General features: G+C 64.7%; 26 protein-coding genes. 8 read left to right on the top strand and 18 right to left on the bottom strand.

The window, feature by feature from the left end; translation table 11 throughout:
* Positions 1-7 precede the first annotated feature (7 nt).
* Complete coding sequence (locus tag H8B02_RS11175) at positions 8-1,177, bottom strand: CaiB/BaiF CoA transferase family protein (RefSeq protein WP_229166288.1); 1,170 nt, start codon at positions 1,175-1,177, stop codon at positions 8-10.
* A 194-nt stretch (positions 1,178-1,371) separates the two neighbouring features.
* Here H8B02_RS11175 and H8B02_RS11170 point away from each other — a divergent pair, with 194 nt between their 5' ends.
* The 3 genes from H8B02_RS11170 (at position 1,372) to H8B02_RS11160 (ending at position 4,804) form a co-directional block, all read left to right on the top strand.
* Positions 1,372-2,295 (top strand): LysR family transcriptional regulator, encoded by a 924-nt coding sequence (locus H8B02_RS11170; protein WP_207834204.1) that lies wholly within the window; start codon positions 1,372-1,374, stop codon positions 2,293-2,295.
* Positions 2,296-2,449: 154 nt separating this feature from the next.
* Complete coding sequence (locus tag H8B02_RS11165) at positions 2,450-3,862, top strand: MFS transporter (RefSeq protein ID WP_229166287.1); 1,413 nt, start codon at positions 2,450-2,452, stop codon at positions 3,860-3,862.
* Positions 3,863-4,051: 189 nt separating this feature from the next.
* The gene (locus tag H8B02_RS11160; protein ID WP_229166308.1) at positions 4,052-4,804 is read left to right on the top strand and encodes a sulfate transporter family protein; all 753 of its coding nucleotides are present in this window, start codon (positions 4,052-4,054) and stop codon (positions 4,802-4,804) included.
* A gap of 97 nt (positions 4,805-4,901) precedes the next feature.
* Here H8B02_RS11160 and H8B02_RS11155 read toward each other — a convergent pair whose 3' ends face one another.
* The 9 genes from H8B02_RS11155 to nth all read right to left on the bottom strand — a co-directional run bounded on the left by H8B02_RS11155 (position 4,902) and on the right by nth (position 14,017).
* On the bottom strand, positions 4,902-6,125 hold the full coding sequence (locus tag H8B02_RS11155; protein ID WP_229166286.1) for a serine hydrolase domain-containing protein: 1,224 nt from the start codon (positions 6,123-6,125) through the stop codon (positions 4,902-4,904).
* Between the two features lie 39 nt (positions 6,126-6,164).
* Entirely contained in the window at positions 6,165-6,515 is a 351-nt protein-coding gene (locus H8B02_RS11150) for a DUF1048 domain-containing protein (protein WP_229166285.1), read from the bottom strand.
* Positions 6,512-6,841, bottom strand: coding sequence for a PadR family transcriptional regulator (locus H8B02_RS11145; RefSeq protein ID WP_229166284.1), 330 nt, complete (start codon positions 6,839-6,841; stop codon positions 6,512-6,514). Before H8B02_RS11145 ends, H8B02_RS11150 begins: the two co-directional genes overlap by 4 nt.
* Positions 6,842-7,014: 173 nt before the next feature.
* Positions 7,015-8,583 (bottom strand): DHA2 family efflux MFS transporter permease subunit, encoded by a 1,569-nt coding sequence (locus H8B02_RS11140; RefSeq protein ID WP_229166283.1) that lies wholly within the window; start codon positions 8,581-8,583, stop codon positions 7,015-7,017.
* On the bottom strand, positions 8,580-9,092 hold the full coding sequence (locus tag H8B02_RS11135) for an isoprenylcysteine carboxyl methyltransferase family protein (RefSeq protein ID WP_229166282.1): 513 nt from the start codon (positions 9,090-9,092) through the stop codon (positions 8,580-8,582). Before H8B02_RS11135 ends, H8B02_RS11140 begins: the two co-directional genes overlap by 4 nt.
* A complete protein-coding gene (locus H8B02_RS11130; RefSeq protein WP_229166281.1) occupies positions 9,089-10,150 on the bottom strand; it encodes a type III polyketide synthase in 1,062 nt (353 codons plus the stop codon). The genes H8B02_RS11135 and H8B02_RS11130 overlap by 4 nt, the downstream gene beginning before the upstream one ends.
* A gap of 146 nt (positions 10,151-10,296) precedes the next feature.
* Positions 10,297-11,925, bottom strand: coding sequence for an MFS transporter (locus H8B02_RS11125; RefSeq protein WP_229166280.1), 1,629 nt, complete (start codon positions 11,923-11,925; stop codon positions 10,297-10,299).
* The gene (locus H8B02_RS11120) at positions 11,912-13,006 is read right to left on the bottom strand and encodes an HlyD family secretion protein (RefSeq protein WP_229166307.1); all 1,095 of its coding nucleotides are present in this window, start codon (positions 13,004-13,006) and stop codon (positions 11,912-11,914) included. The genes H8B02_RS11125 and H8B02_RS11120 overlap by 14 nt, the downstream gene beginning before the upstream one ends.
* 225 nt (positions 13,007-13,231) lie before the next feature.
* Positions 13,232-14,017 carry an endonuclease III gene (gene nth / locus H8B02_RS11115; protein ID WP_229166306.1) on the bottom strand — a complete coding sequence of 262 codons (786 nt, stop codon included), beginning with the start codon at positions 14,015-14,017 and terminating at the stop codon, positions 13,232-13,234.
* Positions 14,018-14,039: 22 nt separating this feature from the next.
* On the opposite strand from nth, the gene H8B02_RS11110 reads away from it, so the two are divergent.
* Positions 14,040-14,600 (top strand): DUF2244 domain-containing protein, encoded by a 561-nt coding sequence (locus tag H8B02_RS11110; protein WP_229166279.1) that lies wholly within the window; start codon positions 14,040-14,042, stop codon positions 14,598-14,600.
* A gap of 111 nt (positions 14,601-14,711) precedes the next feature.
* The gene (locus H8B02_RS11105) at positions 14,712-15,611 is read left to right on the top strand and encodes a methylated-DNA--[protein]-cysteine S-methyltransferase (RefSeq protein WP_229166305.1); all 900 of its coding nucleotides are present in this window, start codon (positions 14,712-14,714) and stop codon (positions 15,609-15,611) included.
* Positions 15,612-15,677: 66 nt separating this feature from the next.
* On the opposite strand, the gene H8B02_RS11100 is transcribed toward H8B02_RS11105, so the two are convergent.
* The 8 genes from H8B02_RS11100 to dnaK form a co-directional block, all read right to left on the bottom strand.
* Complete coding sequence (locus H8B02_RS11100) at positions 15,678-16,301, bottom strand: 2,3-bisphosphoglycerate-dependent phosphoglycerate mutase (RefSeq protein ID WP_229166278.1); 624 nt, start codon at positions 16,299-16,301, stop codon at positions 15,678-15,680.
* Between the two features lie 47 nt (positions 16,302-16,348).
* Positions 16,349-17,161, bottom strand: a complete 813-nt coding sequence (gene dapB / locus H8B02_RS11095) for a 4-hydroxy-tetrahydrodipicolinate reductase (protein WP_229166277.1) — start codon at positions 17,159-17,161, stop codon at positions 16,349-16,351.
* A gap of 132 nt (positions 17,162-17,293) precedes the next feature.
* Positions 17,294-17,590 carry a DUF1330 domain-containing protein gene (locus H8B02_RS11090; RefSeq protein ID WP_057020363.1) on the bottom strand — a complete coding sequence of 99 codons (297 nt, stop codon included), beginning with the start codon at positions 17,588-17,590 and terminating at the stop codon, positions 17,294-17,296.
* Positions 17,591-17,613: 23 nt separating this feature from the next.
* Positions 17,614-18,336: an orotidine-5'-phosphate decarboxylase gene (gene pyrF, locus H8B02_RS11085; RefSeq protein WP_229166276.1), complete on the bottom strand. Its 723-nt coding sequence runs from the start codon at positions 18,334-18,336 to the stop codon at positions 17,614-17,616.
* Positions 18,337-18,342: 6 nt separating this feature from the next.
* A complete protein-coding gene (locus tag H8B02_RS11080; RefSeq protein WP_229166275.1) occupies positions 18,343-18,921 on the bottom strand; it encodes an NADPH-dependent FMN reductase in 579 nt (192 codons plus the stop codon).
* 131 nt (positions 18,922-19,052) lie between these two features.
* Positions 19,053-19,655 (bottom strand): class I SAM-dependent methyltransferase, encoded by a 603-nt coding sequence (locus H8B02_RS11075; protein WP_092120946.1) that lies wholly within the window; start codon positions 19,653-19,655, stop codon positions 19,053-19,055.
* Positions 19,656-19,755: 100 nt separating this feature from the next.
* The gene (gene dnaJ, locus H8B02_RS11070; RefSeq protein WP_229166274.1) at positions 19,756-20,886 is read right to left on the bottom strand and encodes a molecular chaperone DnaJ; all 1,131 of its coding nucleotides are present in this window, start codon (positions 20,884-20,886) and stop codon (positions 19,756-19,758) included.
* A gap of 158 nt (positions 20,887-21,044) precedes the next feature.
* Positions 21,045-22,946, bottom strand: coding sequence for a molecular chaperone DnaK (gene dnaK / locus H8B02_RS11065; protein WP_097671378.1), 1,902 nt, complete (start codon positions 22,944-22,946; stop codon positions 21,045-21,047).
* 574 nt (positions 22,947-23,520) lie between these two features.
* Here dnaK and H8B02_RS11060 point away from each other — a divergent pair.
* The 3 genes from H8B02_RS11060 to H8B02_RS11050 all read left to right on the top strand — a co-directional run.
* Positions 23,521-24,456: a hypothetical protein gene (locus tag H8B02_RS11060; RefSeq protein WP_229166304.1), complete on the top strand. Its 936-nt coding sequence runs from the start codon at positions 23,521-23,523 to the stop codon at positions 24,454-24,456.
* Between the two features lie 96 nt (positions 24,457-24,552).
* Positions 24,553-25,263 (top strand): bifunctional nicotinamidase/pyrazinamidase, encoded by a 711-nt coding sequence (pncA, locus tag H8B02_RS11055; protein WP_229166273.1) that lies wholly within the window; start codon positions 24,553-24,555, stop codon positions 25,261-25,263.
* A 24-nt stretch (positions 25,264-25,287) separates the two neighbouring features.
* The coding region (locus H8B02_RS11050) for a helix-turn-helix domain-containing protein (RefSeq protein ID WP_229166272.1) at positions 25,288-25,965 on the top strand (678 nt) is incomplete at its 3' end.

The following is a 25,965-nucleotide window of genomic DNA, read 5'->3' as shown; positions in this document are numbered from 1 at the left end:
GTCAGCCTCACGCAGCGTTTCCGGTTGATGAAATCTTCTGTTGTGCGAGTTCGGCGCGGACCGCATCGGTATCGGCGCCAAGCACCGGCACTTTCAGGCCTTCGCCGATATGGCTGCCGTTCCATTCGACCGGCAGCGCGGGAACGCGGAACGGCTTGCCGTCGGCGTTGACATTATTGACGAGCCCGCCGGGCCGCAGCACATGCGGGTCCTGCAGCAGATCCTCCGGCCGGTTGATCGGCGAGAAGCAGATGTTGAGCGCGTCGAGCCTGGCCGAGAGGTCGGCGACGTTCCAGCCTTTGATCACCTCGGCGACGCGCGGAATGATCCGGTCGCGCGCCATGATGCGGTCCGTGGTCGAGCGCAGCGTCGGATCGTCGGCGAATTCCGTCAGACCGAACTCGCGGCAAAAGCTCTGCCAATGGCCTTCGGTGACGACCCCGATGAAGATGCGGTCGCCGCCGGCGGCATCGAAGATGTCGTAGATCGGCCAGGCATGCTCGCGCTCCGGCATCGAGCGCGGCTTGCGCCCGGTCATCTCGTACTCGACCATGTGCTGGGCGACCAGGAACAGGCAGTTCTCGAACAGGCCGATGCGGATGTCGGCGCCATTCCGGTTGCCGCCACGCTTCTGATAGAGCGCGGCGAGGATCGAGATCACCCCGAACATGCCGCCCATGATGTCGTTGGCGGAAGAGCCGACGCGCTGCGGCTTGTCGCGCGTGCCGGTCATCGCCGCGAGCCCCGACATCATCTGCACGACCTCGTCGAGCGCCGGGCGATGATCGTAGGGGCCGGAGAGAAAGCCCTTGTGGCCGGCGATGATCAGGTGCGGATATTTCGCGCGCAGCTCCGCAGGCCCAAGACCCTGCTTGTCGAGCTGGCCATCACGAAAATTCTCCAGGAACACGTCGGCGCTGGCGAGCAGCCGGTGCATCGTGTCGCGGTCGTCGGGCTTGGCGAAATCGAGCACGACGCTGCGCTTGCCGCGATTGAACAGCGGGAAGAACGAGACGCCCATGCCGCCGAGCGAGCGGGTCTTGTCGCCCGCAGGGGGTTCGACCTTGATCACCTCGGCGCCGAGTTGCGCCAGGATCATCCCGCAGGTCGGCCCCATCACCATGTGGGTCATCTCGACGACCCTCACGCCTTCCAGCGGCAGTCCGCTCCCGGTCATCGGTTTCTCCGTGCTCGTTGCGCTCTTGTTCAGACGCGTTTCCTTCACGCGAACCGGTACCCATCCCGCATCAAGTGCGGGACAGGCCCCGCTCGAAAACGCTTTGTGATCGGCGCAGGTTAGGCTTCCGCACGCTATCTGAAAAATATAATCTGTCGAATAGTGCATTCGTCGTTCTAGAACGCAGAACCCCAATGGATTCGCGCCAGCTTCGCTATTTCATCGCGGTTTACGAGCAACGCAACCTGTCGCGGGCGGCGGATCAGGCCAATGTCGCGCAATCCGCGCTCAGCCACCACATCGCCAATCTCGAGGCGGAATTCGCCACGCCGCTGTTCGAGCGCAAGCCGCGCGGCATGGAACCGACCGCGGCGGGCGAGCGGCTCTACGAGCATGCCCGCATCATCCTGCGGGCGATGGCGGCGGCCGAGCGCGAGATCAAGGAAGGCGGCAGTGCGATTGCCGGCGAGATCTCGATCGGCATGGCCAATTCCGGCATGAAGGCGATCGGCGTGCCGCTGATGCGGACCGTGCTGGCGAAATATCCGAACCTGAAGCTGTCGCTGACCGAGAGTCTTTCCGGCGCGACGCTGCTGCATTTGATGAGCTCCGACGTCGATCTCGCGCTGGTCTACAATCCGCCATCGGAGAAGGATCTGATCGCCGAGCCGGTGCTGGAGGAGCAGATGTTCTGCGTCGGCACCGAAAAGCTGATCGGCAAGAAGGGACCGATCACGTTCGAGCAGGTGGCCCAGTTGCCGCTGATCCTGCTGCGGCACGGGCTGTCGGCCCGCGCCCTGCTGGACGACCCCGTGCCGCTGAAGCGGCTGGAGGCCAATGCAATCCTGCACCTCAATTCGACCAGCGGGATGATCGGTGCCTTGACCGCGGGCCTCGGCTGCACGATCGCGACGACGCATTTCGTCAGCGAGCCATTGAAGGCGCGCTTGCTGGTCGCACGCGAGGTGATCGAACCCAGGCTGAGCCGCACGCTCTATCTCTGCCGCTTGCGCAACCGGCCGATGACCTATGTCATGGAGGAGATGTGCCGGCTGATCCGCTCCCTGATCGCCGAACAGGTCGGGCGCGGCGCGTGGGAGGCGACGCTGCTGATCTAACGCGCTTTCAAGCGCGTCAGAACGACGCTATCGAAAATATCGAACGATTGCTTCGATATGTTCGTCTGGATTTCTGGCTACCAGCTGCCAAACATGCCTAGCCGGCACGCCTTCGCAAGAAAGGCGGCCGTTGGACCATTCGGGGAGGACCATCATGAGCGCCGTCGAACTCAGCTCGGTTGCCGATCTTGCCAACACGACAAGCGGGCCGGACGAGATTTCGCGGCGGCTCGAAGCGCTGCCCACCTCCGGCTACGGCTGGCGGCTGGTGATCCTGCTCTCGCTCGGCGGCTGCTTCGAAATCTACGATCTGTTCTTCACCGGCTATATCGCGCCGGGTCTCGTCCGCAGCGGGCTGATGACCACGACGACACAGGCCTTCTTCGGCTTCTCCGGGATCGGCGCCTTCGTCGCGGCGACCTTCGCCGGCCTGTTCATCGGCACCTTCTGCCTCGGCTTCCTCGCCGATCGCTACGGGCGCAAGGCCGTCTTCACTTATTCGCTGCTGTTCTACAGCGCGGCGTCGGTGATCATGGCGTGCCAGACCACACCTGGCGGCGTGCTGCTGTGGCGCTTCATCGCCGGAATCGGGATCGGCATCGAGGTCATCACCATCGACGCCTACATCACCGAGCTGGTGCCGAGCTGGATGCGCGGCCGGGCCTTTGCGATCAACCAAGCGGTGATGCTTTCGGCGGTGCCGATCGTCGCCGCGCTGTCGTGGTGGCTGGTGCCGCTCTCGCCCTACGGCATCGATGGCTGGCGCTGGGTGGTGCTGATCGGCGCCGCCGCCAGCATGATCATCTGGGTGCTGCGGCTCTACGTGCCGGAAAGCCCGCTCTGGCTGGCCCGGCATGGCCGCCTTGCCGAGGCCGCGGCAATCATGCGGAGGCTCGAAGCTTCATCGGCTATCGCCGCGCCGCGTCCTGCCCCCACGATTGCGATGGCGCCGGCACGTGCGCCGGTCGAGACCGGCTATGCCGATTTGTTCAAGCCGCCCTACGCCTCGCTCGTCGTGCTCTTCATGATCTTCAATCTGTGCCAGGCATTCGGCGTTTACGGCTTCTCTAACTGGGTTCCGGCGCTCCTGGTCCAGAAGGGCATCAATATCACCAAGAGCCTGCAATATTCCTTCATCATCGCCTTCGCCTATCCGCTTGCGCCGCTGCTGGCCGCAACCTTCGCCGACCGCTTCGAGCGCAAATGGATCATCTGCGGCGCGGCCGCCGCGATCTCGGTATTCGGCCTCGCCTTCGCGCAGCTCACCGAACCGATGCTGCTGATCGCCAGCGGCGTGCTGGTGACCGGCGCCAACATGACGCTGTCCTACGCCTATCACGCCTACCAGACCGAGGTGTTCCCGACCTCGATCCGGGCGCGCGCGGCGGGCCTCGTCTATTCGATGAGCCGGCTCAGCGCGACCTTCTCCGGCTTCATCGTGGCGTTCATGTTGAAGGAGGCCGGCGTGAGCGGGGTGTTCAGCCTGATCACCGCGGCGATGGTCATCGTAATTATTACAATCGGTGTCTGGGGACCCAACGTCCGCGGCAAGCCGCTCGACGCCTGAAGCGTTTCGGTTCTGATTGGATCAAGAACCGAAGCTCCGGATCTCTTCTTGACGCGAACCGGCGTCGACCCCGCATCACGTGCGGGACAGGCCTTGCTCGAAAACGCTGTGACCGCGACACAAGCGGCACTTGCCGAAGCCATATTGGGTGGCTACCTCTCGCTCGTCATTCTGCAGAGGTACCCGGTCATGTTCGACGCCGCCGTCAAGGCGCTTTCGCAAACCCTGTCGCCGCCGATGCGCACGATCCTGTGGCGCTCGATCGGACTTGCGCTGGTGCTGATCACCGTGCTCGCGATCGGATTGCAGCGGCTGCTGGGTTGGTTTGCCGACACTGGCGAGGTCTGGGCCGAAGGCATGCTCGGCCCCAACTTCCATTCCACCCTGCACGTGCTGTCCTGGATCGTCTCGATCTCGGCGGGCCTCGGCGTCGTGCTCGGCGGCATCTTCCTGATGCCCGCGATCACCTCGCTGATGGCGAGCCTGTTTGTCGACGACGTCGCCGACCATGTCGAGCGCGAGCACTATCCGGCCGACCATCCCGGCACGGCGCTGCCGGTGACGCTTGCAACGATCGAAGGCGTCAAGACGGCGCTGCTGACGGTCCTGGTCTACCTGGTCGCACTGCCGTTCGTGCTGTTCGCGGGCGCGGGCTTCATCATCTTCTTCATCGCGACCGCCTGGCTGCTCGGCCGCGAATATTTCGAGCTCGCCGCGATGCGCTTCCGCGCGCCTGATGACGCCAAGGCGATGCGCAAGGAGAATGCGGCAACCGTGTTCACCGCCGGCCTGTTCATCGCGGCCTTCGTGTCGATCCCGATCGTCAATCTGGCGACGCCGTTGTTCGGGATGGCCTTCATGGTGCACATGTACAAGCGGCTGTCAGGCCCGCGGCGCGAGCTGATCGAGCCCGCGCGGCGAAGCAACGTGCCGACGATCTAGCGCTTGATCCGGAAAAGCGTGGAAGCGGTTTTCCGAAAGATCATGCTCGAACAACGAGCCAAGGCGCGATGATGATTCAACCCAATCTCATCGCGCTTTAGCCAAGGCACTTTCTAACCGCGGACGTCAGCTCGATGGCACGCGGATCGATCAGGGTGGCCGCCCAGAGATTGGTAACGTAGCCGAAGCCGACCCGGGATTCGGGGTCGGCAGCCCCCAGCGACCCTCCGCTGCCCGGATGGCCGAAAGACGCCGGGCCGAGCAGGGAGCTGATGGGCGGGGTAGCCCGCCAAAAGCCCAGCGACATGTTGAACAGGTTCTTGGTGTAGGGCAGCAACTCCGGCGGGACGCCGTGCATGGGCGTGCGGTCGGTCTGAACCACCGTCATCGCCGCCACCGTGTCAGGCTGGAGGAGACGGATGCCGTCGACGTCGCTCACCGTTGCAGCGTACATGCGGGCGATGGAGTGGGCGTTGGCGAACATGTTCGCGGCGGGAAACTCCGCCGCCCGATAAGCCCGCGAGTGCATGTTCTGCTCGGTGACGCCGCCGACTGCCCCAGCCTTCATGAAGGCCGAACCCGGTCCGTAAACATCCTTCACCAAGGTCGCCGCCACGGCGAGGTCCAGCCCCATGAGCTTGGCGAAGTCGGTCACCAGGTCTTCGGGAGAATCGTATGGGAAGGGAGCCACTTCGAGCCGGGCAACCCGCGGCTCGATCTCTTCGGGTAGACCGATCCATGCGGAGAGCTTGAGAGGGCGGGCGATTTCCTCGGCGAAGAATGTGCCCAAGGATTTGCCCGTGATCCGCCTGACGACCTCTCCGACGAGGAAGCCGAACGTCATGGCGTGGTAGAGGTGCTCCGTCCCCGGCGTCCAGAGCGGCTGCTGTGCTTCCAGCGCGCGAATAGGCGGATCCCAGGCGCACGCCTCCTCGAATGTCAGCGGTGTGTCGACATAGGGCAGACCGGCCTGGTGAGAGAGCAAATGCCTGACCGGCATCGTTCCCTTGCCCGCCGCGCCGAACGCCGGCCAGTATCGGGTGACGGGAGCATCGAGATCGAGCTGTCCACGCTGGACAAGAAGGTGAGCGCACATTGCGGTCGCACCCTTCGTCGTCGACGCGACGAGCGCCACCGTGTCCTGTACCCACGGGCGATTCCCGTCGCGGTCGGCCAGACCGCCCCACAGATCGACTACAGCACGCCCATCGACATAGACGCAGCATGCAGCGCCCAGATCCTTTCCTTCCTTGAAGTTGGCGCGGAAGGTGTCCGCTACCTGCTCCCAGCCGTGCTCGACCACGCCATTGACGTCGCTCATCGCCTCGTGCCTCCCGTCGGACATCCGCTCTCTGTTTCGTTACGGTTGGTTGGCCGCGACGCCATCGATGGCTTGGGTCAGCCGTTCGCGCTCCCGGATGATCCACTGGCCCACCGGATAATTCCGACGAAACGCCTCGGCGAACTCCACGGGATCTTCACCGACGATCGCGCGGATTGGAGTTCCGTTCGCGGCGCTCTCGTCGAAGAGATCGGCAAGATCCTCCAGCATCGCCAGCAACTCGTCGCCCTTCCCCGGCCCGAAGTACATGAGGTACCGCTCCAGCGCATCGATCGCGGTGTGATAGTTTGCGGGAAGCTGATCCGTGCGCGCCTTGTACTGCCAGTAGCGTTTCTTCTCGTCGATCATCCGTGCGATGAACATGTTCATGCCTTTCTTTCCCGGAGCTGTTCGAGACGTTCCGCGAGGAAGCTCCACGTCCTCCAAAACTCCGCGAGATATTCGTGTCCCAGAGCGTTGAGCGAATACACCTTGCGCGGTGGGCCCTTCTCGGACGGGACCTTCTCAACGGCGACGAAGCCCTTTTGCTCGTTCCTGACGAGCAATGCGTAGACGGTGCCTTCGGCGATGTCGGAGAAGCCCTGCTCCCGCAAGCGTGCCGTGATCTCGTAACCGTACGCGGGCTGAACGGAGAGGATTGCGAGGACGATGCCCTCCAGCGTGCCCTTGAGCATCTCCGTCATCTGCTTGCTCACGAAGCATCTCCTGATTCTACTTAGCATTACTGACTACCAGTACATAGCATCACTGACTAGCAGCCGTCAAGCTCTACGAGGCGGCGGGAGGCCGGGGCTGTTCGGAGGGAAGCCGGTGGCGATTTCGGCCATCGCCTCCGATGAGAAAAGCAGGTCAAGGAGCACGGCCGCAGCTAGACCGGCTCTGAAGGCACCGACGGTGGAGAGGGCATCCGATCGCGCGCCAATGGCACCAGCAGAAGCCCGACGATCGCCACGCAGGCGAGCATCGCCCATGCCTCGTTGACGCTGAGTGCGAGCGATGCCCGTTCGACCAGCGGCCGGATAAACGCCACCGTCGCGTCATCAGGCGGACCCGGCGGACGGTCGATCAGCAACTTCGGATCGAGCCCGATCGCCTGTGCCGCGGTGACGTCTCCTGCGAGCAGGCGCGCACGAAACGCCTCGCCATGAACAGGGCTTTGCCCATAGAGGATGGTATCGATCAAGGCGATCCCGATCGCGCCCCCCAGATTGCGCATCAGGTTGAACAATCCGCTGGCGTCGGCAACCTCCGCCTCCGGCAGGGTGCCCAGCGCAATGCGCGTCGGCGGCAGCAGGCAGAACATGATCGCGACGCCGCGCACGATCTGCGGCCAAAACATCTCGCCGAAATCCGCGGTGCGCGGCTGAAAAGCGCTCAACCCGAGACCGAGCGCGAACAAGGCGAAGCCTGTAGCAGTCAACAAGAGCGCGCCGACGCGGCTTTCGAGGATTGCCGCGAGCGGCGCGGCGATCAGCTGCGCAACCCCCGTGACCAGCATGATGGTGCCGATCTCGAAGGCGTCATGGCGGCGGACGAAGGCGAGGAATACCGGCATCAGATAGGTCGATCCATACAGGCCGATGCCGAGGCAGAAGCTCAGGGCGCAGCCGATCGCGAACGAACGCCGCCTGAACAAGTTCAATCGCGCGATCGGATCCGCCGCGCGGAGCGTGCGCCGGATCAGCAGCGCGATCCCGGCCATGCTTCCGATCAGCAGGCTCAGGCAAAGCATCGAGACCCAGCCGCGCTGCGGCGCTTCCTTCAAGCCGATCATGAGGCTTGCGAGCGCCGCTGCGAGCAGGACCAGCGACCATCTGTCCAGTCTGGCGAACGCGCGGAGGTGCACGCCCTCCTTCGGAAGCAGCAGCGGCGTGACCGTGGCCGCGATCGTTCCCGGAATCAGGTTGATCAGGAACAGCCACGGCCACGACCAGGTCTGCGTGATCCAGCCGCCGACGACCGGTCCAACGGTCGGCGCAAGCACCGCGACGACGCCGCCGATCGTGGTGGCCACGGGATGAAGCCGCGCCGGGAACAACATGAACACGGCGGAGAACACCGCAGGGATCAGGACGCCGCCGGAAAATCCCTGCAGCACGCGAAACACCAGCAGCACGGCAAAGCCGCCACTGAAGGCGCAGCCGACCGAGGCGATGGTGAACAGGCTCACGGCGATCGCGAACAGCCATCGCAACGACAGCGCATGGGTGAACAATCCGGTCAGCGGGATCGCGATCACCTCCGCGATCAAATAGGCGGTCTGGATCCAGCTCATCGCGGAAGGCGAGATCGCAAGCGCGCGCTGGATCGTCGGCAACGAAGTCGCGACGACCTGGATGTCGAGGATCGCCATGAACATGCCGAAGCACATCAGGAGGAAGCCTGCCCAGGTCGCAGCCGATGGGCTGTCGGTGCGATGCTCCGCCCGGTCGCTCATGGCGTGCTGACGCGCGGCCAGTCCGCCACCGAGAGAGCACGGCTCTCGGCGCGAATTCGGATCGCGAGCACCGCGAGATTGAGCAAGGTGAAAATCAGCGCCAGCACCGGCAGATGCAGTGCGAGCGGAAGCAGCGCGATCTCACCGACGACGACGGCATAGTTTGGATGCGGAAAATATCGGTACGGCCCGGATGCGACCAGCGGCGCGCCCGGCAAGACGATGATCCGCGTGGTCCATCGCGGTCCGAGCGCAGCGAGGATCCACAACCGCAAGCCTTGCAGCAGCAGAAGGGCCGCCAGTATGGCCAGGTTGACATCCTGGTTGCGGCCCCAGATCCACAGCGCGGCGAGCCAGCCGGCGTGAACCAGCACAATGAGCGGGTAATGCCTCGCGCCGACCTCGATCGCGCCGCGCGCCAGCAGCCGCTCCGTGTTGCGACGGGACAGCACGAGCTCGCCGAGACGCTGCAAGGTGACCAGCGCAAGGATGACCGAAGCGAAGCTCATGCCGCGTGCCTGAGCGCGACGCAGCTGAGCGTGAAGCCAGGGCCGAGCGCCGTGAGCAGCGAGCGCGGCGGCAAGCCCTTGGCGCGGGCGCGTTCGAGGACGAAGAGAACCGTCGGGGCCGACATGTTGCCGCAGGCAGCAATGACGTCGCGTTCGTGATCGAGCGTGCCCTGATCAAGCGCGAGCGCCCGCTCCAGCGCGGCGATGACCTTGGCGCCGCCGGGATGACAGAGGAAGCGATCGATGTCATCGGCCGTCAGCTCCATCCGAGCCAGAATCTCAGCAACCGCCGGTCCGACATGGTCGCGGACGAAATCCGGAATGGTGCGCTGAAAGACGACGCCGAAGCCTTCCGGATCGACCGTCCAACCCATGATGCCGAGCGTATCCGGCCACAGCTTTTCGCCGGCCGCCTCGATCCGCGTCGCGCCGCCGTCGCCGGCGCGCAGCACGATCGCAGCGGCGCCGTCGCCGAACAGGCTGGCCGCGACGATATTCGCCTTGGTGAGCTCATCGTGGCGGACCGCGAGCGTGCAGAGTTCGAGCGCAACCAGCAGCACATTCGCGCCTGGCTGCGCCTGCGCCAGCCGCGCCGCGATCGACAGGCCGGACACGCCGCCGGCGCAGCCGAGGCCGAACACCGGCACGCGCGACACATCGGTCCGCAGGCCGAGCTTGCCGGCGACGCGCGCCTCCAGCGTCGGCGTGGCGATGCCCGTCGAGCATACCGTGACCACGATATCGATGTCGCTGCCGGTCAGGTCGGCACGGGTCAACGCCTTGCGGGCGACATCGACGAACAGCGCCTCCGCGCCTTCCAGGAAGGCCTGCGTTCGCTCCGGCCAGCCACGCCGTTCGAGATACCACTCGATCGGCTTCACGCCGTAGCGATGCTGGATGCCGGTGTTGGCGAACAGGCTGGAGAGCGTCTCGAACTCCGGATAGCGGTCGGCGAGAAGGCCGCGCGCGGCCTGCAGGATTTGTCCCTGATGGAATAGATGCGGTGGAACCGCCGTCGCCATGGAAACAAGCGCGGCCGTCTGCTTGGTCTCGATCATCGTGGCTCCCGTTCCCCCGCTTGTGGAACCACGCGGCGTGCAAAATATTTCAGGCGCCCGCGAGATAGCTGGAGCGCCGCATTCACTATAAATTGACTCTGGCAGCGGCAAGCCCCCGGCGATACCCGCGCCGCACCGTTCGCAAATCAGGAAGCGGCGGTGTCTGGCTTGCGCAGCGCGTTCTTCACGAAGCCAAGCGGCACCGGCGACAGCGGGCCCTGCGGCGCGCGCGTGATCAGGGCGACCAGGAACAGCGCCAGGATCGCGATCCAGAAACACAGCCAGAAGCCGTCAATGTAGGCGAGCGTGTTGGCCTCGCGCTGCACCAGCGCCGCGAGCGTGCCGATGGCGCGTCCCGTCGCCGCCCCGATGCCGTGGCCGGAAAATTCACCCGCCAACCGCTTCAGCAGGTTCACGACGTCGACATCGCCGCTCTGGACGTGCTGTCCGAGATAGTTCGAATGGATCTGCTCGCGAACGCGCAGCCAGGTGCCCATCAGGGCGATGCCGATCTCGGCGCCGCCGAGCCGCATGATCTGGATATAGGCCGCGAACGCCGTCGCCCGCGACGGATCGGAATTGGACAGCGCCATGATGATGATCGGCAGCAGCGTGAACGCCTGCCCGACCGACGTGAGCAGGACGATGCCGACGAAGTCCTCGCGCGCCCAGACATGGCTCAGCTGCGTGCCCCAGAGATTGGCGGCCGCGAATGCCGAGAATCCGAGCACCACGACGATGCGCGGATCGAGGTGACGCAACAGGACAATCGAGATCGGCACCAGCACGAACATCGGCAGCGCGCCGTAGGTGAACAGCAGCACGCCCGACTGCTCCGGCCGCAGCGCGCCGATGGTGCCGAGGAAATTCGGCACCAGCGACGAGTTCGACAGGCTGGTCAGCGTGTACAGCAGGATGACGATCAGCGAGAGCCCGATATTGCGCGAGAACAGCACGTTGAAATGCGCCCACGGCCGGCGCGCGACCGTCTCGTTGATCATGAAGGCGATGATCAAAAGCCCGCCGCCGATCAGCAGCGCCATCACGGTGCCCGACGACAACCAGTCCAGCCGGTTGCCCTGATCGAGGCCGGCATAGACCAACGCCAGGCCGGCGCCGAGCAGCAGCATGCCGCCCCAATCGGCATGGTGCAGCAGGTCGCGATTGACCGGCTCATTCGGCGTGCCGAGATACACCATCAACCCCATCAGCGGCGCGATCACCGCGCCCTGCCAGTACAGCCACGGCCAACCGAGATGCTCGACATAGAAGCCGACAAGGGAGCTCGACGAGTCCAGCGCGAAGCCGACGCGGATCGAATACATCGCGATCGCCGGCAGCCACCAGCGGATCGGCAGGTTGCGCAGGATGATCATCAGCGTCGCGGGCACGAAGGTGCCGAGCAGCATGCCGTGGGCGATGCTGAGCACGATCAGCGTCGTGTAGTCGTGCACGAACGGGATGGTCAGCGAGACCACGGCATACACCAGGCTCGGAATCCCGAGCACGCGGCGCAGACCGAACGCGGTGGCGAGCCAGGCCACCGCGGGCGCGATGAATATCTGCGAGCCGATGGCGGCGGTCGAGAGCCAGGCCCCCTCGTCGAAGGTGAGCGAGAAAGCGCCCCGCAGGTCGGGCAGGCCGACCGAGGTCAACCGGCTGTCGAAATTCGCCAGGAACGCGCCGAGCAGCACGGCGACGACGGCGAACAGCGGGTAGCGCGCGACATCGCCGCGCGAGACCGGACCGCGCTCGCGCTCGTCACTTTCCGCCATTGGTGACCGCCTCGCCGGTGTTGATCTGCGTCACCACCGACATGCCCGGCAGCAGGCGCTCGAGCAACGGCTGGCCCTTGTCGAACTGGATACGCACCGGGATGCGCTGCACCACCTTGGTGAAATTGCCGGTGGCGTTGTCGGGCGGCAGCAGCGCGAATTGCGAGCCGCTCGCCGGTGCGATGCGTTCGACAACGCCGCGCAGCGTCTGGCCGGAGAATGTGTCGACGGTCACCTCGACCGGCTGGCCCGGCTTGACGTTGGTCAGCTGGGTTTCCTTGTAGTTGGCGATCACATAAACGTTCGGCAGCGGCACGACATTGATCAGATTGGTGCCGATGTTGACGTAGTCGCCCGGCTGCACCTGGCGCTCGCCGGTGACGCCGTCGAACGGCGCGACGATCCTGGTGTATCCAAGCTTGAGCTTGGCCGATGCCAGCAGCGCCCTGGCGGCGTCGAGGTCGGCGGCGCGCTGCTTCTTGGTGCCTTGCAGGACCTCGAGCTGATGGCGCTGCGCAGCGATCACCGCACGGCTGGCCTGCACGTCGGCCTCCGACTTGGCATAGGATGCGGTGGCCTGCTCGAGCCGCTGCCGCGTACCGGCGTCGGTTTGCGACAGCGACTGCTGACGCTCTTGCTCCTGACGTGCCAGGGTCTGCTGCGCCTCCGCAGACAACCGCGCGGCCTCGGCCTGCGCGATGGTCGCATATTGCAGCTCGACCTGGTTGTTGAGGTTATCGAGCGCGGCCTGCGCACCGACCACACCCGCCTCGGCCTGCGCGACTTGCGCCTGATAGTCGGCAGGATCGATCTGCACCAGCAGATCGCCGGTCTTGACGCGCTGGAAATCGGAGACGGCGACCGTGAGCACTTCGCCGGACACGCGGCTGCTGAGCTGGGTCAGTTCGGCGCGCACATAGGCATCATTGGTGGTCTGGATCGTGGCGCTGCCGACCCAGGCGTCCCAATGCGTGGTCGCCACCGCGACGAATACAAGCGCGGCCAGCACCGCGAACAGCGGGATGGCGAAGCGGCTTCCGAAGCCGCTCGCCGCAGGCTGCGGCCTGGCTGGTGTTGTCACTGCTGCGGACGCGGTCTGGCTGACTTGTGATGGACCGTCTTGAACCTGCGCTGCCACACCACACTCCCCTCAATCACACGCGCCGAACGCCGGGCGCGCGTACAGCCTTTTTCCGTTCCGATTGAATCGGAACGGGGCTCCAGATTCGTTTTTGACGCGTTTTCTTCACGCGAACCGGCATCCACTTCGCTCGAAAACGCTCTGGTAGCACATGACGATCATGGCTCAGACGGTTTTCTCCGGCCACCGGCAAAGGTCATTGATCAGGCACACGTCGCAACGCGGACCGCGGGCGAGGCAGGTGTAGCGGCCGTGCAGGATCAGCCAATGATGGGCGTGCAGCATGAACTCGGTCGGGATCACCTTCTCCAATCCCAGCTCGACCTCGAGCGGCGTCTTGCCGGGCGCGAGTCCGGTGCGGTTGCCGACGCGAAACACATGGGTGTCGACCGCCATCGTGCGTTCGCCGAACGCCATGTTGAGCACGACATTCGCAGTCTTGCGGCCGGCGCCGGGCAATGATTCGATTTCGGCGCGGGTGCGCGGCACCTCACCGCCGAATTCGGCGATCAGCTTCTCCGACAGCGCGATGACGTTCCTGGCCTTGTTGCGATAGAGCCCGATGGTCTTGATGTAGTCGCGCACCTTGTCTTCGCCGAGCTCAAGCATCTTCTCCGGCGTGTCGGCGATTGCAAACAGCGCCCGCGTCGCCTTGTTGACGCCGGCATCGGTTGCCTGCGCCGACAACACCACCGCAACCAGCAGCGTGTAGGGATTGAGATGCTCGAGCTCGCCCTTCGGCTCGGGATTGGCTTTGCGGAACCGGTCGAAGGCCTCGTAGACCTCCTCCGCCGTCCATGGCTTTGGTTTTACAACCTTCTTGGCGGCCTTGGTGGCCACCTTCTTTGCCGCGCGTTTGGGCTGCGGTGTTGCCGCCTTCGCGGCTTTCTTCTTCGGCGCGGACCGAACGCTTGAGGTGCTGGCGCGTTGAGAGCGGATGATTTTGGCCATGAACGGGATATACTGATACGTCATGACCGCAGGCAACGACTTTGATCCGGGCGAAGACCCCAGGGCCAATGACCTCGACGTCGATGCGCCCGAGGCGGAGCCGAAACTGTTCTCGGCGCTGCTGACGCCGCACCGCTCGCTGAATCGCACCGGCTTCATCGTGCTGATGTCGTTCGTCACCGTGGTCAGCTTCATCGCCGGCGCGGTGTTCTGGTGGCTCGGTGCCTGGCCGATCTTCGGTTTCTTCGGCCTCGACGTGCTGGTGATCTACTGGGCGTTCAAGGTCAATTTCCGCTCCGCCAAAGCGAGCGAAGAGATCACCGTCACGCCGTCGGAACTGCGGGTGCGCCGGACCAGTCACCGCGGCCATGTGGCCGAATGGGTGCTCAACCCGCTCTGGGTGCGGTTCGAGCAGATTTCGCACGAGGAGTTCGGCATCGAGCGGCTTTACCTGGTGTCGCGGGGCCGCCGGGTCAGCGTCGGCAGCTTCTTGAGCCCGGACGAAAAGGCAAGCCTTTCCAAGGCGTTGACTGCGGCCCTGAACACCGCGAAACGCGGCCCGACTTACAATCCCATCGCTTGATCATACTTATCTTAAGCATGATCTTGCCGGAAAACCGGTCCCCACTTTTCCGGATCATGCTTGTCGGAAATCGGGTGGTTTGGACGCGCCATGGCTCCTAAATCAGACAGCATGATGACACTCGCCATCCATGACCAGCGCCTGGCCAAGCCGGGCTTCCACCAGAGCGCCGCGCTGCGCGACTACGACTCGGTGCGGCGCGCCATCGCGTTCATTTCGGAGCACTGGCGCGCGCAGCCGACCATCGAAGCGATGGCCGATGCCGCCGCCGTGACGCCGGATGAACTGCACCATCTGTTCCGCCGCTGGGCCGGGTTGACGCCGAAGGCCTTCATGCAGGCGCTGACCCTCGACCACGCCAAGAACCTGCTGCGCGATTCCGCCAGCGTGCTCGACGCCGCACTCGACTCGGGTCTCTCGGGACCGGGACGGCTGCACGATCTGTTCGTCACGCATGAGGCGATGTCTCCAGGCGAATGGAAGACCGGCGGCGGCGGCATGACGCTGCGCTTCGGCTTCCACCCCTCACCGTTCGGCACCGCGATCGTGATCGCAACCGACCGCGGGCTCGCGGGGCTTGCCTTCGCCGACCCCGGCGACGAGCAGACCGCGTTTGCCGACATGAAACGCCGCTGGCCGAACGCGACCTTTGTCGAGGATACCGACGGCACCACCGCACTGGCGCAGCGCGTGTTCGATACACGGTTGTGGCGGGCGGATCAGCCGCTGCGCGTCGTCTTGATCGGCACCGACTTCGAGGTGCGGGTGTGGGAAACGCTGCTCAAAGTCCCGATGGGCCGCGCGGTGAGCTATTCCGACATTGCGAGCAAGATCAGCAGCCCGAAGGCCTCGCGCGCCGTCGGCGCCGCGGTTGGCCGCAATCCGGTGTCGTTCGTGGTGCCCTGCCATCGCGCACTCGGCAAGAGCGGCGCGCTGACCGGCTATCACTGGGGCATCACCCGCAAGCAGGCGATGCTGGGCTGGGAAGCCGGCCAGGTGGGATTGCACTGAAGCGAACGCGCTCTCACCGTCACCCTGAGGAGCGCGAAGCGCGTCTCGAAGGGTCGACGGCCCCGCTTACCCTGCCAAATCGACCTTGGAAGCAACGGTGGAATCGGCGTTGAGCCGATAGACCACCGGCGCGCCGGTCGCGAGCTCGCGTTTGAGGATCTGCTCCGGCGAAAGCTTCTCCAGCACCATGATCAGCGCGCGCAGCGAATTGCCGTGGGCGGCGATCAGCGTGCGCTGGCCGCGCAGTACGCCGGGCAGGATCTCCTGCACGTAATAGGGCAGCGTGCGCGCCAGCGTATCCTTGAGGCTCTCGCCGCCGGGCGGCGGGACGTCGTAGGAGCGGCGCCAGACCAGGACCCGGTCCTCGCCCCACTTCTTGCGGGCGTCGTCCTTGTTGAGGCCCGAGAGATCGCCGTAGTCGCGCTCATTGAGCGCCAGATTCTTCGTGGTCGGCAATCCGGTCTGGCCGATCTGCTCCAGCATCAGCTTCAGCGTGTGCTGCGCGCGCGTCAGGTCTGACGTAAAGGCGACGTCGAACGACAGGCCCTGCGCCTTCAGCTTGCGGCCGGCATCCTTGGCCTCGGTGATGCCCTGCTCGGTGAGATCGGGATCCTTCCACCCGGTGAACAGGTTCTTCAGATTCCATTCGCTCTGACCATGACGAACGAGCACAAGAAGACGATCACTCATTTCAGATTCCGTTTTCGCTTGGCTGGATTTTATTTCGTCGCGCGATCTCAGTCGCTCAACCCGAGAACGTCGGTCATCGAATACATGCCGGGCTTCTTGCCGTGCGCCCACAGCGCTGCCTTCAGCGCGCCCTGCGCGAACAGCGCGCGATCCTCGGCATGATGCGAGAGCGTGATGCGCTCCGAAGGACCGGCAAAGATCACGCTGTGATCGCCAGCCGCGGTGCCGCCGCGCAACGAGGCAAAGCCGATATCGCCGGGACGCCGCGCCCCGGTCAGGCCGTCGCGGCCGCGCGCCGAATGCTGCTCCAGCGCGATCTGGCGTCCCGCGGCAGCGGCTTCGCCGAGCATCAGCGCGGTGCCGGACGGCGCATCGATCTTGGACTTGTGGTGCATCTCGAGAATTTCGATGTCAAAGCTCTGGTCGAGCGATTGCGCGACGCGCTTGACCAGCGCGGCAAGCAGATTGACGCCGAGGCTCATATTGCCCGACTTCACCACGATGGCGCGGTTGGTGACGCTCCGGATCACCGCGTCGTCGGACTGTGACAGGCCGGTGGTGCCGATGACGTGCACAAGACCGCGCTCGGCCGCGATCGCGACATTGGCGATGGTCGCGGCCGGCACCGTGAAATCCAGGATGCCGTCGGCAGCCGCGGACATCGACCACAGATCGGCCGACAGCTTGACGTCATTGGCGGGAAGGCCGGCGAGCACGCCGGCGTCCTTGCCGAGCAGTTCCGAGCCCGGCGCTTCCAGCGCGCCGACCAGGACCGCCCCCGGGGTTTCGGAAATCACCCGCGTCAGCGTGCGGCCCATCCGGCCGCCGGCTCCCGCAACAATCAGACGCATGTCAGCCATGGCTCACCTCTCACCGCCGTATAAAGCATGATCCGGCAAAGTGGAAACCGGTTTTCCGGCACCACAACATGCCTAAACGACGGCCATCGGAGGCTTGTTCCGAGCAGCCGAACCGGCGGGCTGGCGTCCGGGCTACGGGCTGTCGTGCCCCTCGATGATAATCAGGTCGGCGATCGAGTGTGGCTGCCGCACCTTGATATTGGCCTGGTATTCCGGCGATTGGTAGCAAGCGAGCGCGGTCGCGTAATCGGGGAATTCGATCACGACATTGCGCGAGCGGCTCTGGCCCTCCACGCCGGTGAACTTGCCACCGCGAACGATGAACTTGCCGCCGAATTTCTGGAAGATGGCGGGGTTGGCCGCCATGTAGGGCTTGTAGCCCTCCTCATTGTGAACGTCGACGCGTCCAATCCAGTATCCCTTCGCCATCTCTGTTCTCCCTTGTTGTTGGCTCAGGCGAGTGCCTGGGCGACCTCGGCATGAATGGCTTCGGCCGCGGCTTTCGGATCCGCGGCTTCCATCACCGGACGTCCGACCACCAGATAGTCGGCGCCGGCGGCAATGGCGCGGGCCGGCGTCATGATGCGCTTCTGGTCGCCGGTCGCCGAACCCGCCGGGCGGATGCCCGGGGTCACGAGGTTCATCTGATCACCCACGATCTTGCGCAGGGCGACAGCTTCCTCGGGCGAGCTGACGAGACCGTCGACACCGAGCGCCTGCGCCTGCCTGGCGCGCGCTTCGACGAGATCGGAGACGTTGAGGCGATAGCCCGCTGCGTGCAGGTCGCTGTCGTCGTAGGAGGTCAGCACCGTCACCGCGAGGATCTTCAGACCGGAGCCGGTCCGCGCCTCGACCGCCGCCTTCATGGTCTGCGGGTAGGCATGCACGGTGAGAAAGGTCGCGCCGAGGGCGCCGACGCTTTCGACCCCGCGCGCCACCGTGTTGCCGATGTCGTGCAGCTTGAGATCGAGGAAGACCTTCTTGCCGCTGCCCGCAAGCTGCTTCGCCAGCGCGAGACCGCCGGCGTAACCGAGCTGATAGCCGATCTTGTAGAAGGTGACGCTGTCGCCGAGCCTGTCGATCATCGCCTCGGCGCTGGCGACCGACGGCAAATCGAGCGCCACAATCAACCGGTCTCTTGGAGCGATCCTTGGAGCGATCTTGGCTGGCTGCATGTCACCTCACATCATGCGTTGGGAATGGTCGATCAGCTGCCGCACCAGCGCCCGCATCGTATCGATGTCGGCCTGGTGCTTCAGACGATCCATGTCGTCATAGGCGTGCTCGGCGAATGACAGCGCGAGCTGGTTCGGGATCACGGTGGCATGGCACGCCGTCAGGATCAGGCGCAGCGCCGCCAGCGCGCGCGTGCCGCCGAGCCGGTTGCCGGATGCCGCAGCTAGCGCGAAGGCGCGGCCGTGGAACACCTGGCCACGGGTCTCGTGCGGATCCTGCACGCGGCTCACCCAGTCGATCGTGTTCTTCACCAGCGCCGGCACCGAGGAATTGTATTCCGGCGTCACGATCAGCACGCCATGATGGGCGCCAATCATCCGCTTCAGATTGACGGCGTGCTGCGGCACGCCCGATTTGGCCTGCAAATCGCCGTCATAGATCGGCAGCGGAAAATCGCCGAGCGAGATACGGGTGACGTCGGCCCCGAGCTGCGCGAGCTCCTGGGCCAGCACAGCCGCGAGCTTCGCGTTGAGCGAGCCTGATCGAAGCGATCCGGGGATCACGAGGATTTTCAGCGCGGACATTTCGAAATCGCGGTTAGGGCACGCGCCCGGCGCGACCACGCAGGGCGAGCATTTTCTCTGAAAATGCTCTTAGCTAATGTTCTGCGCGTATTCCATGCGCAAAACCGGTACCCACTTTTGCGGAATACGCGTCAGCCCTTGCGATACACCCAGACCCGCGCGGGCGGAAGGTTCATCCAGATCCGCTCGGACGCCTCTGTGGACACGCCGGGCAGCGACTTCGGAATCGGCGGCGCCACCGAATAGGTGAACTGGACGAACGGCGCACCGGGCGCGAGAGCCAGGAAGGCGTCGCGGACCAGCTTCAGGCGGGTCAGCATCGGCTTGGTGACCAGCGGCAGGCCGGAGACCACGGCCGAGGCCGGAGACTTCATGACGTCCCACAACGTATCGCGAAGCCTGTAGGCGTCGCCCTGGACCACCTTGGCCTGCGGATAGCGTTCGCGCAGCAGCGCACAGAAGCCGGGATTGTATTCAACCAAGACGAGACGCTTTTGATCGACGCCATGCTCGATCAGCGCATTGGTGATCGCACCGGTGCCGGGTCCGAGCTCGACGACCGGTCCTTCGGCTTCGGGATCGACATATTGCGCCATGGTGCGTGCGAGCAGCCGCCCGGACGGCATCACCGCGCCCATATGCAACGGCTTCTCGATCCATGAACGGAGAAATCGAACCTCGTCGTCGAGACGGAGGGGCTTCTTCGACGCACGCACGGACGATTGCAGAGGCATGTCGCTACCAGGCGGGACCGCGCACAATCGAGCGGTTGTCAGAAAACAGTCATAAACACGTATAGATCGAAGTCGTTACGGTCAAGCATAACGACTGCGGCTAGACGGAGCGGCTTCCGAAGAAGTCCTTGACCTTAGAGAAGAAACCCGCTGCCTCCGGTTGCGTTGCACCGGACGAGAGTTTTTCGAACTCCATCAGCAATTCTTGCTGCTTCTTGGTCAGATTCTGCGGCGTTTCGACCACAACCTGGACATACATGTCGCCGGTCTGGCGCGAGCGGAGCACCGGCATACCCTTTGATGCGATGCGGAATCGGCGGCTGGACTGGGTCCCGGCCGGCACCTTCACCTTGGTTTTGCTCTTGTCGATGGTCGGCACCTCGAACTCGCCGCCGAGGGCTGCGGTCACCATCGAGATCGGCACGCGGCAGTGCAGGTCGGCGCCGTCACGCTGGAAGAACTGGTGCGTGGTCAGCGACAGGAAAATGTAGAGGTCGCCGGGCGGGCCGCCGCGGACACCGGCCTCGCCTTCGCCGGCGAGACGAATACGGGTGCCGTCCTCGACCCCCGGAGGAATGTTGACCGACAGCGCGCGCTCGCGCGTCACCCGGCCGGAACCGGCGCAGGAGGCGCAGGCGTCCTCGATCATCTGGCCGCGGCCCTGACAGCCGGGGCAGGTCCGCTCCAGCGTGAAGAAGCCCTGGGCCTGCCGGATACGGCCGGCGCCACCGCAATGCGAGCAGGTCTTCGGCTTGGTGCCGGCCTTGGCGCCGGTGCCGGAGCAGGATTCGCAGGTCACCGAAACCGGGATCTCGATCTGCGCGGTCTTGCCCTGGAAGGCCTCCTCGAGCGTGATCTCCATGTTGTAGCGCAGGTCGGCACCGCGTTCGCGGCCGCCGCTGCCGCGGCGCTGCCCGGCCATGCCGAACAGATCCTCGAAGATGTCGGAGAAGGAGGAGGCGAAGCCGGCGCCGAAGCCGGGACCGCCACCGCCCATGCCCTGCTCGAAAGCGGCATGGCCGAAGCGGTCATAGGCGGCGCGCTTGTCGCCGTCCTTCAGCACCTCATAGGCTTCGTTGATTTCCTTGAACCGGACCTCGCTGGTGGCGTCGCCCGGATTCTTGTCCGGATGCCATTTCATCGCGAGTTTGCGGAAAGCCGATTTCAGCTTGGTCTCGTCCGCGTTCCGCTCGACCTCGAGGGTCTCGTAATAGCAGCGCTTGGTGGACATCCTTCAATTCCGTCCGAAGTTCGTCGCGATCGCCAAGGATTGCGCAAAGGATTGCGCCTGTCTGGAAGATGCAGCGATCGCCTTAAAGAAAAATGACCCCCACTCCTCCGAGACGCGTCGCGTGCTCTTTGGTGTGAGGGCCATGATCGCAAGCCCGCTTAAGCAGATTTCTTGTTGTTCTTGTCGTCGTCGACCTCGGTGAACTCCGCGTCGACGACGTCATCCTTCGCAGCGTCCTTGGCCGCATCGGCCTCGGCCTGCTGCTTGTACATGGCCTCGCCGAGCTTCATCGAAGCCTGCGCCAGCGTGTTGGTCTTGGCCTTGATCGCCTCGGCGTCGTCGCCCTTCAGCGCTTCCTTGAGGTCGCTGACGGCGTCCTCGATCGCGCGACGATCGGTTTCCGGGATCTTCGAACCGTGCTCGGCCAAAGCCTTCTCGGTCGAATGAACCAGACCATCGGCATGGTTCTTGGCGTCGACCGCCTCGCGGCGCTTCTTGTCCTCGGCCGCATTGGCCTCGGCGTCCTTGACCATCTTGTCGATGTCGGCCTCGGACAGACCGCCGGATGCCTGGATCCGGATCTGCTGTTCCTTGCCGGTCGCCTTGTCCTTGGCCGAGACGTTGACGATGCCGTTGGCGTCGATGTCGAAGGTCACCTCGATCTGCGGCATGCCACGCGGAGCCGGCGGAATGCCCATCAGATCGAACTGGCCGAGCATCTTGTTGTCGGCCGCCATTTCACGCTCGCCCTGGAAGACGCGGATGGTGACGGCGCCCTGATTGTCTTCGGCCGTCGAGAACACCTGGCTCTTCTTGGTCGGGATCGTGGTGTTGCGGTCGATGATGCGGGTGAACACGCCGCCCAGCGTCTCGATGCCCAGCGACAGCGGGGTCACGTCGAGCAGCAGCACGTCCTTGACGTCGCCCTGCAGCACGCCGGCCTGGATCGCAGCACCGATCGCGACGACTTCGTCGGGATTGACGCCCTTGTGCGGCTCCTTGCCGAAGAACTGCTTCACCACTTCCTGGATCTTCGGCATGCGGGTCATGCCGCCGACCAGCACCACTTCGCCGATCTCGCCGGCGGTCAGGCCGGCATCCTTCAGCGCCTTGCGGCACGGCTCGATGGTCTTCTCGACGAGGTCGGCCACCAGCGCCTCGAACTTGGCGCGGGTCAGCTTCATCGTCAGATGCTTCGGACCGGTCTGGTCGGCCGTGATGAACGGCAGATTGATTTCGGTCTGCGTGGTCGACGACAGCTCGATCTTGGCCTTCTCGGCGGCTTCCTTGAGGCGCTGCAAAGCGAGCTTGTCGTTGCGCAGGTTGATGCCCTGCTCCTTCTGGAACTCGTCGGCGAGGTAGCCGACCAAGCGCATGTCGAAGTCTTCACCACCGAGGAAGGTGTCGCCGTTGGTCGACTTCACCTCAAACACGCCGTCGCCGATCTCGAGGATCGAGACGTCGAAGGTGCCGCCGCCGAGGTCGTACACGGCGATCGTGCCGGCCTTCGTCTTGTCGAGACCGTAGGCGAGCGCGGCAGCCGTCGGCTCGTTGATGATGCGCAGCACTTCGAGGCCGGCGATCTTGCCGGCATCCTTGGTGGCCTGACGCTGCGCGTCGTTGAAATAGGCAGGAACCGTGATGACGGCCTGATCGACCTTCTGGCCGAGATGCGCCTCAGCGGTCTCCTTCATCTTCTGCAGAATGAAGGCCGAGACCTGCGAGGGCGAATAGGTCTTGCCGTCGGCTTCGACCCAGGCATCGCCGTTCGATGCTTTGACGATCTTGTAGGGAACGAGCTTCTTGTCCTTCTCGACCATCGGGTCGTCATAGCGGCGGCCAATGAGGCGCTTCACCGCAAAGAACGTACGCTCGGGATTGGTCACCGCCTGGCGCTTCGCCGGCTGTCCGACAAGGCGCTCGCCATCGTCGGTGAAAGCAACGATCGACGGCGTCGTTCGCATGCCCTCGGCATTCTCGATCACCTTGGCGTTCTTGCCATCCATCACGGCGACGCACGAATTGGTGGTGCCGAGGTCGATCCCAATGACCTTACCCATGGTTTTGATATCCTCTTTGCTACGGCAGGTTGGTTGGGCCCTGACGGCGCTCCGTACCGAACCCCCAGACGTTCACATACTCGCGATATTGCGACGGTGAGCCTGATATAGGAGAGAGGGTCCTGCCCGCAAGGACTGGACGCAACGTTGAGGCCTGAAAAGACTGACGTTTGAAAGATTGTGTCAGCCCGGCCGCGGCACCGGTTCAAACCAGGACCGAGTTAACAAATCGGCAAGAATGCCGCCCGCCGTCGACCGCGACATTCGCGGCGCGACGTCAGCGCTGTTGAGTGAACGCTCACAAACGTCGTATGCGAGAGCGGCGCACGGGTCGAGGGCGCGCTGTTTGGCCGCTGGCGGCCGCAGGCGGTCGTTCCTGGAAAGCTCGGGAAACTGGAAAGTGCCTGCCAATCAAGGCGAAAAGCCCATGGAATCGAACCGGCTGGCCTGGAGCGGAGATTTGGCGGCCTGTTGCTGGGCCATCAAAACCGCTAAAAGCGGTCCGACTGAAGAGGCCATCCAGCCCTGCACCGGCCCCGTTGCGCGGCCACCAAGCAAAACCGGTAGATCCCCCATGACGCCTTTTCGAGTTCTCGTTGCGGTTGCCTTGCTGATTGCTGCCACCTGTCATGGCTTTGCCGCCGACGTGGTGTTTCCGCCGGGCGCGCATGTCGGGATGAAACCGCTGGTGGGCCTCGTCCGCGCCAAATCCTTCATCGGCTTCGAAACCGAGGACCAGGGCGTCAAGGTCCTGATCGCCGACCTGCCCGCGGACGCCTACAAAGAGGTCGTGACCGCCTTCAAAGCCAACCCGGCCGGCACCGGAAACATCAAGCCCGAGAGCCTCGAGACGCCGGCCGGCCTCGCCTACTACACCGTGGAGAGCGCCCGCGACGGCGCCAGCAATGTGCGGCGCTATTCCATGATCCTGCCGGGGCCGACCTTCTCCGGCTATGTCGCGGTGCAGGTGCCGGAGAACGCGGGCAAGATCTACACCGACGACGCCGTCCGGCAGATGTTCGCCTCCGCCGAAATCCGCAGGGAGGTGCCGGTCGACGAGCAGCTCGCCATGATGCCGTTCAAGGTCACCGAGCTCAGCGGCTTCAAGAATATCCGCATGCTGGCGCCGGGCGCAGCGCTGCTGATGGCCGACGGCGACGACAAGGGCCTGGAGAGCAAGCCCTTCATGCTGCTCGGCGTCATCGCTTCGGCGCCGGCCACGCCCGATGATCGCGGCCGCTTTGCCCAGCAGATCGCCACCACGATCCCCGGCGTGCGCGACGGGCGGATCACCATGTCCGAACCGATCCGGATCGATGGCCAGCCCGGCTTCGAGACCCGGATCGACGCCGTCAGCGGCAAGGACAACACCCCGGTGACCATCGTGCAATGGCTGCGGTTCGGCGCGCAGACATCGCTGCGGATCATCGGCAGCTCGCCGCGCACCGATTGGGAGACCGCCTTCCCACGCTTCCGCGCAGTCCGCGACGGCATCCAGCCGCGCGGCTGATCGGCCCTTCGCAAGGCCGGTTGGAAAAATCCCACTTTCGCCGTTCGCCGAACGGAACTAGCCTCCTCGCGCGGTATCAAAGCAAGGAGGGGCGCGATGTTGGATCGACGACAGATAGTTGCAGGCCTCGGCACGTTGGCGCTTGCGACCCTGGTTCCCAGGAATCTCTGGGCGGCTGCGATCAAGCCCGACGATGGCTCCGCGCTGCTCGTGATCGACGTCCAGAACTGCTTCCTGCCCGGCGGCAGCCTCGCGGTGAAGGACGGCGAGCAGGTGGTGCCGGTGATCAACAAGATCGCCAAGAGCTTTGCCAATGTGGTGATGACCCAGGACTGGCACACGCCCGGACACGTCTCGTTTGCCTCGGTTCATGCCGGCAAGAAGCCGTTCGAGACCATCGACCTCGCCTACGGCAAGCAGGTGCTGTGGCCCGATCACTGTGTGCAGGGCACTGACGGCGCCTCGCTGTCGAAGGATCTCGCGATCCCGCAGGCCGAGCTGATCATCCGCAAGGGTTTTCACAAGGACGTCGACAGCTATTCCGCCTTCACCGAAGCCGACGGCAAGACCACCACCGGGCTCGCCGCCTATCTGAAGGCGCGCAATGTCGAGCGGGTTTTCGTGGCCGGGCTCGCCACCGATTTCTGCGTGGCATGGACCGCGCTCGATGCGCGCAAGGCCGGCTTCGAAACCTATGTCGTGGAGGACGCCTGTCGCGGCATCGACACCCAGGGATCGCTGGCCAAGGCCTGGACCGACATGGACAAGGCCGGCGTCAAGCGCATCCAGTCGTCGGATATCGGGTAAGTCGCCGCCTCGCGCGAGATTCGCATGGCCGAGTTCGCCTCACCCATTGCATTCGATTTCGCGCAGCGCCTGCCGTCGCCACCCATGACGGGCCTGATCGTCCGGATCACGGGTTATCGCGAGACCGCGACCGGCCGGTTCGCGCATCGGCAGACCGCGCCGCTCATCGTCCCGCTGATCGTCAGTTTCGGCACCCCGTTCCTGATCGCGCTCGGACGCGAGCCTGGAGCTGCCGATCGTCAACTCAGCTTCGCCGCCGGCCTGCATGCGGGGCCGGTCTATATCGAATCCGATGGCCGGGCCGCCTGCGTGCAGGTGGATTTCACGCCGCTCGGCGCCTACAGTTTCTTCGGCGGCACTGTGGCCGATCTGGTCGGACGCATGGTCGAGATCGACGATGTGCTCGGTCATGAGGGCCGCCGTTTGCGCGAACGGCTCGGCGCTGTGACGTGCTGGCAGCGCCGCTTCGACCTGATCGAAGCCTTCGTGCTGCGCCGCGCCCGCCACACGCCGTCTCCCGAAGTCGCGTTCGCCTATCGGAGGCTGGCGCGCTCGGCCGGTGCCGTCAACATCACGACATTGGCCGACGAGATCGGCTGGAGCCGCAAGCACCTGGCCAGCCGGTTTCGATCCGAACTCGGTCTGGCGCCGAAATCGCTGGCGCGCGTGATGCGGTTTCACCGGGCGAGCCGGCTCGCCCAG

The sequence above is a fragment of the Bradyrhizobium altum genome (assembly GCF_020889705.1).
Lineage (GTDB): Bacteria > Pseudomonadota > Alphaproteobacteria > Rhizobiales > Xanthobacteraceae > Bradyrhizobium > Bradyrhizobium altum.
The sequence above is the reverse complement of the archived record's forward strand: the minus strand, read 5'-3'. Positions and strand labels throughout refer to the sequence as shown.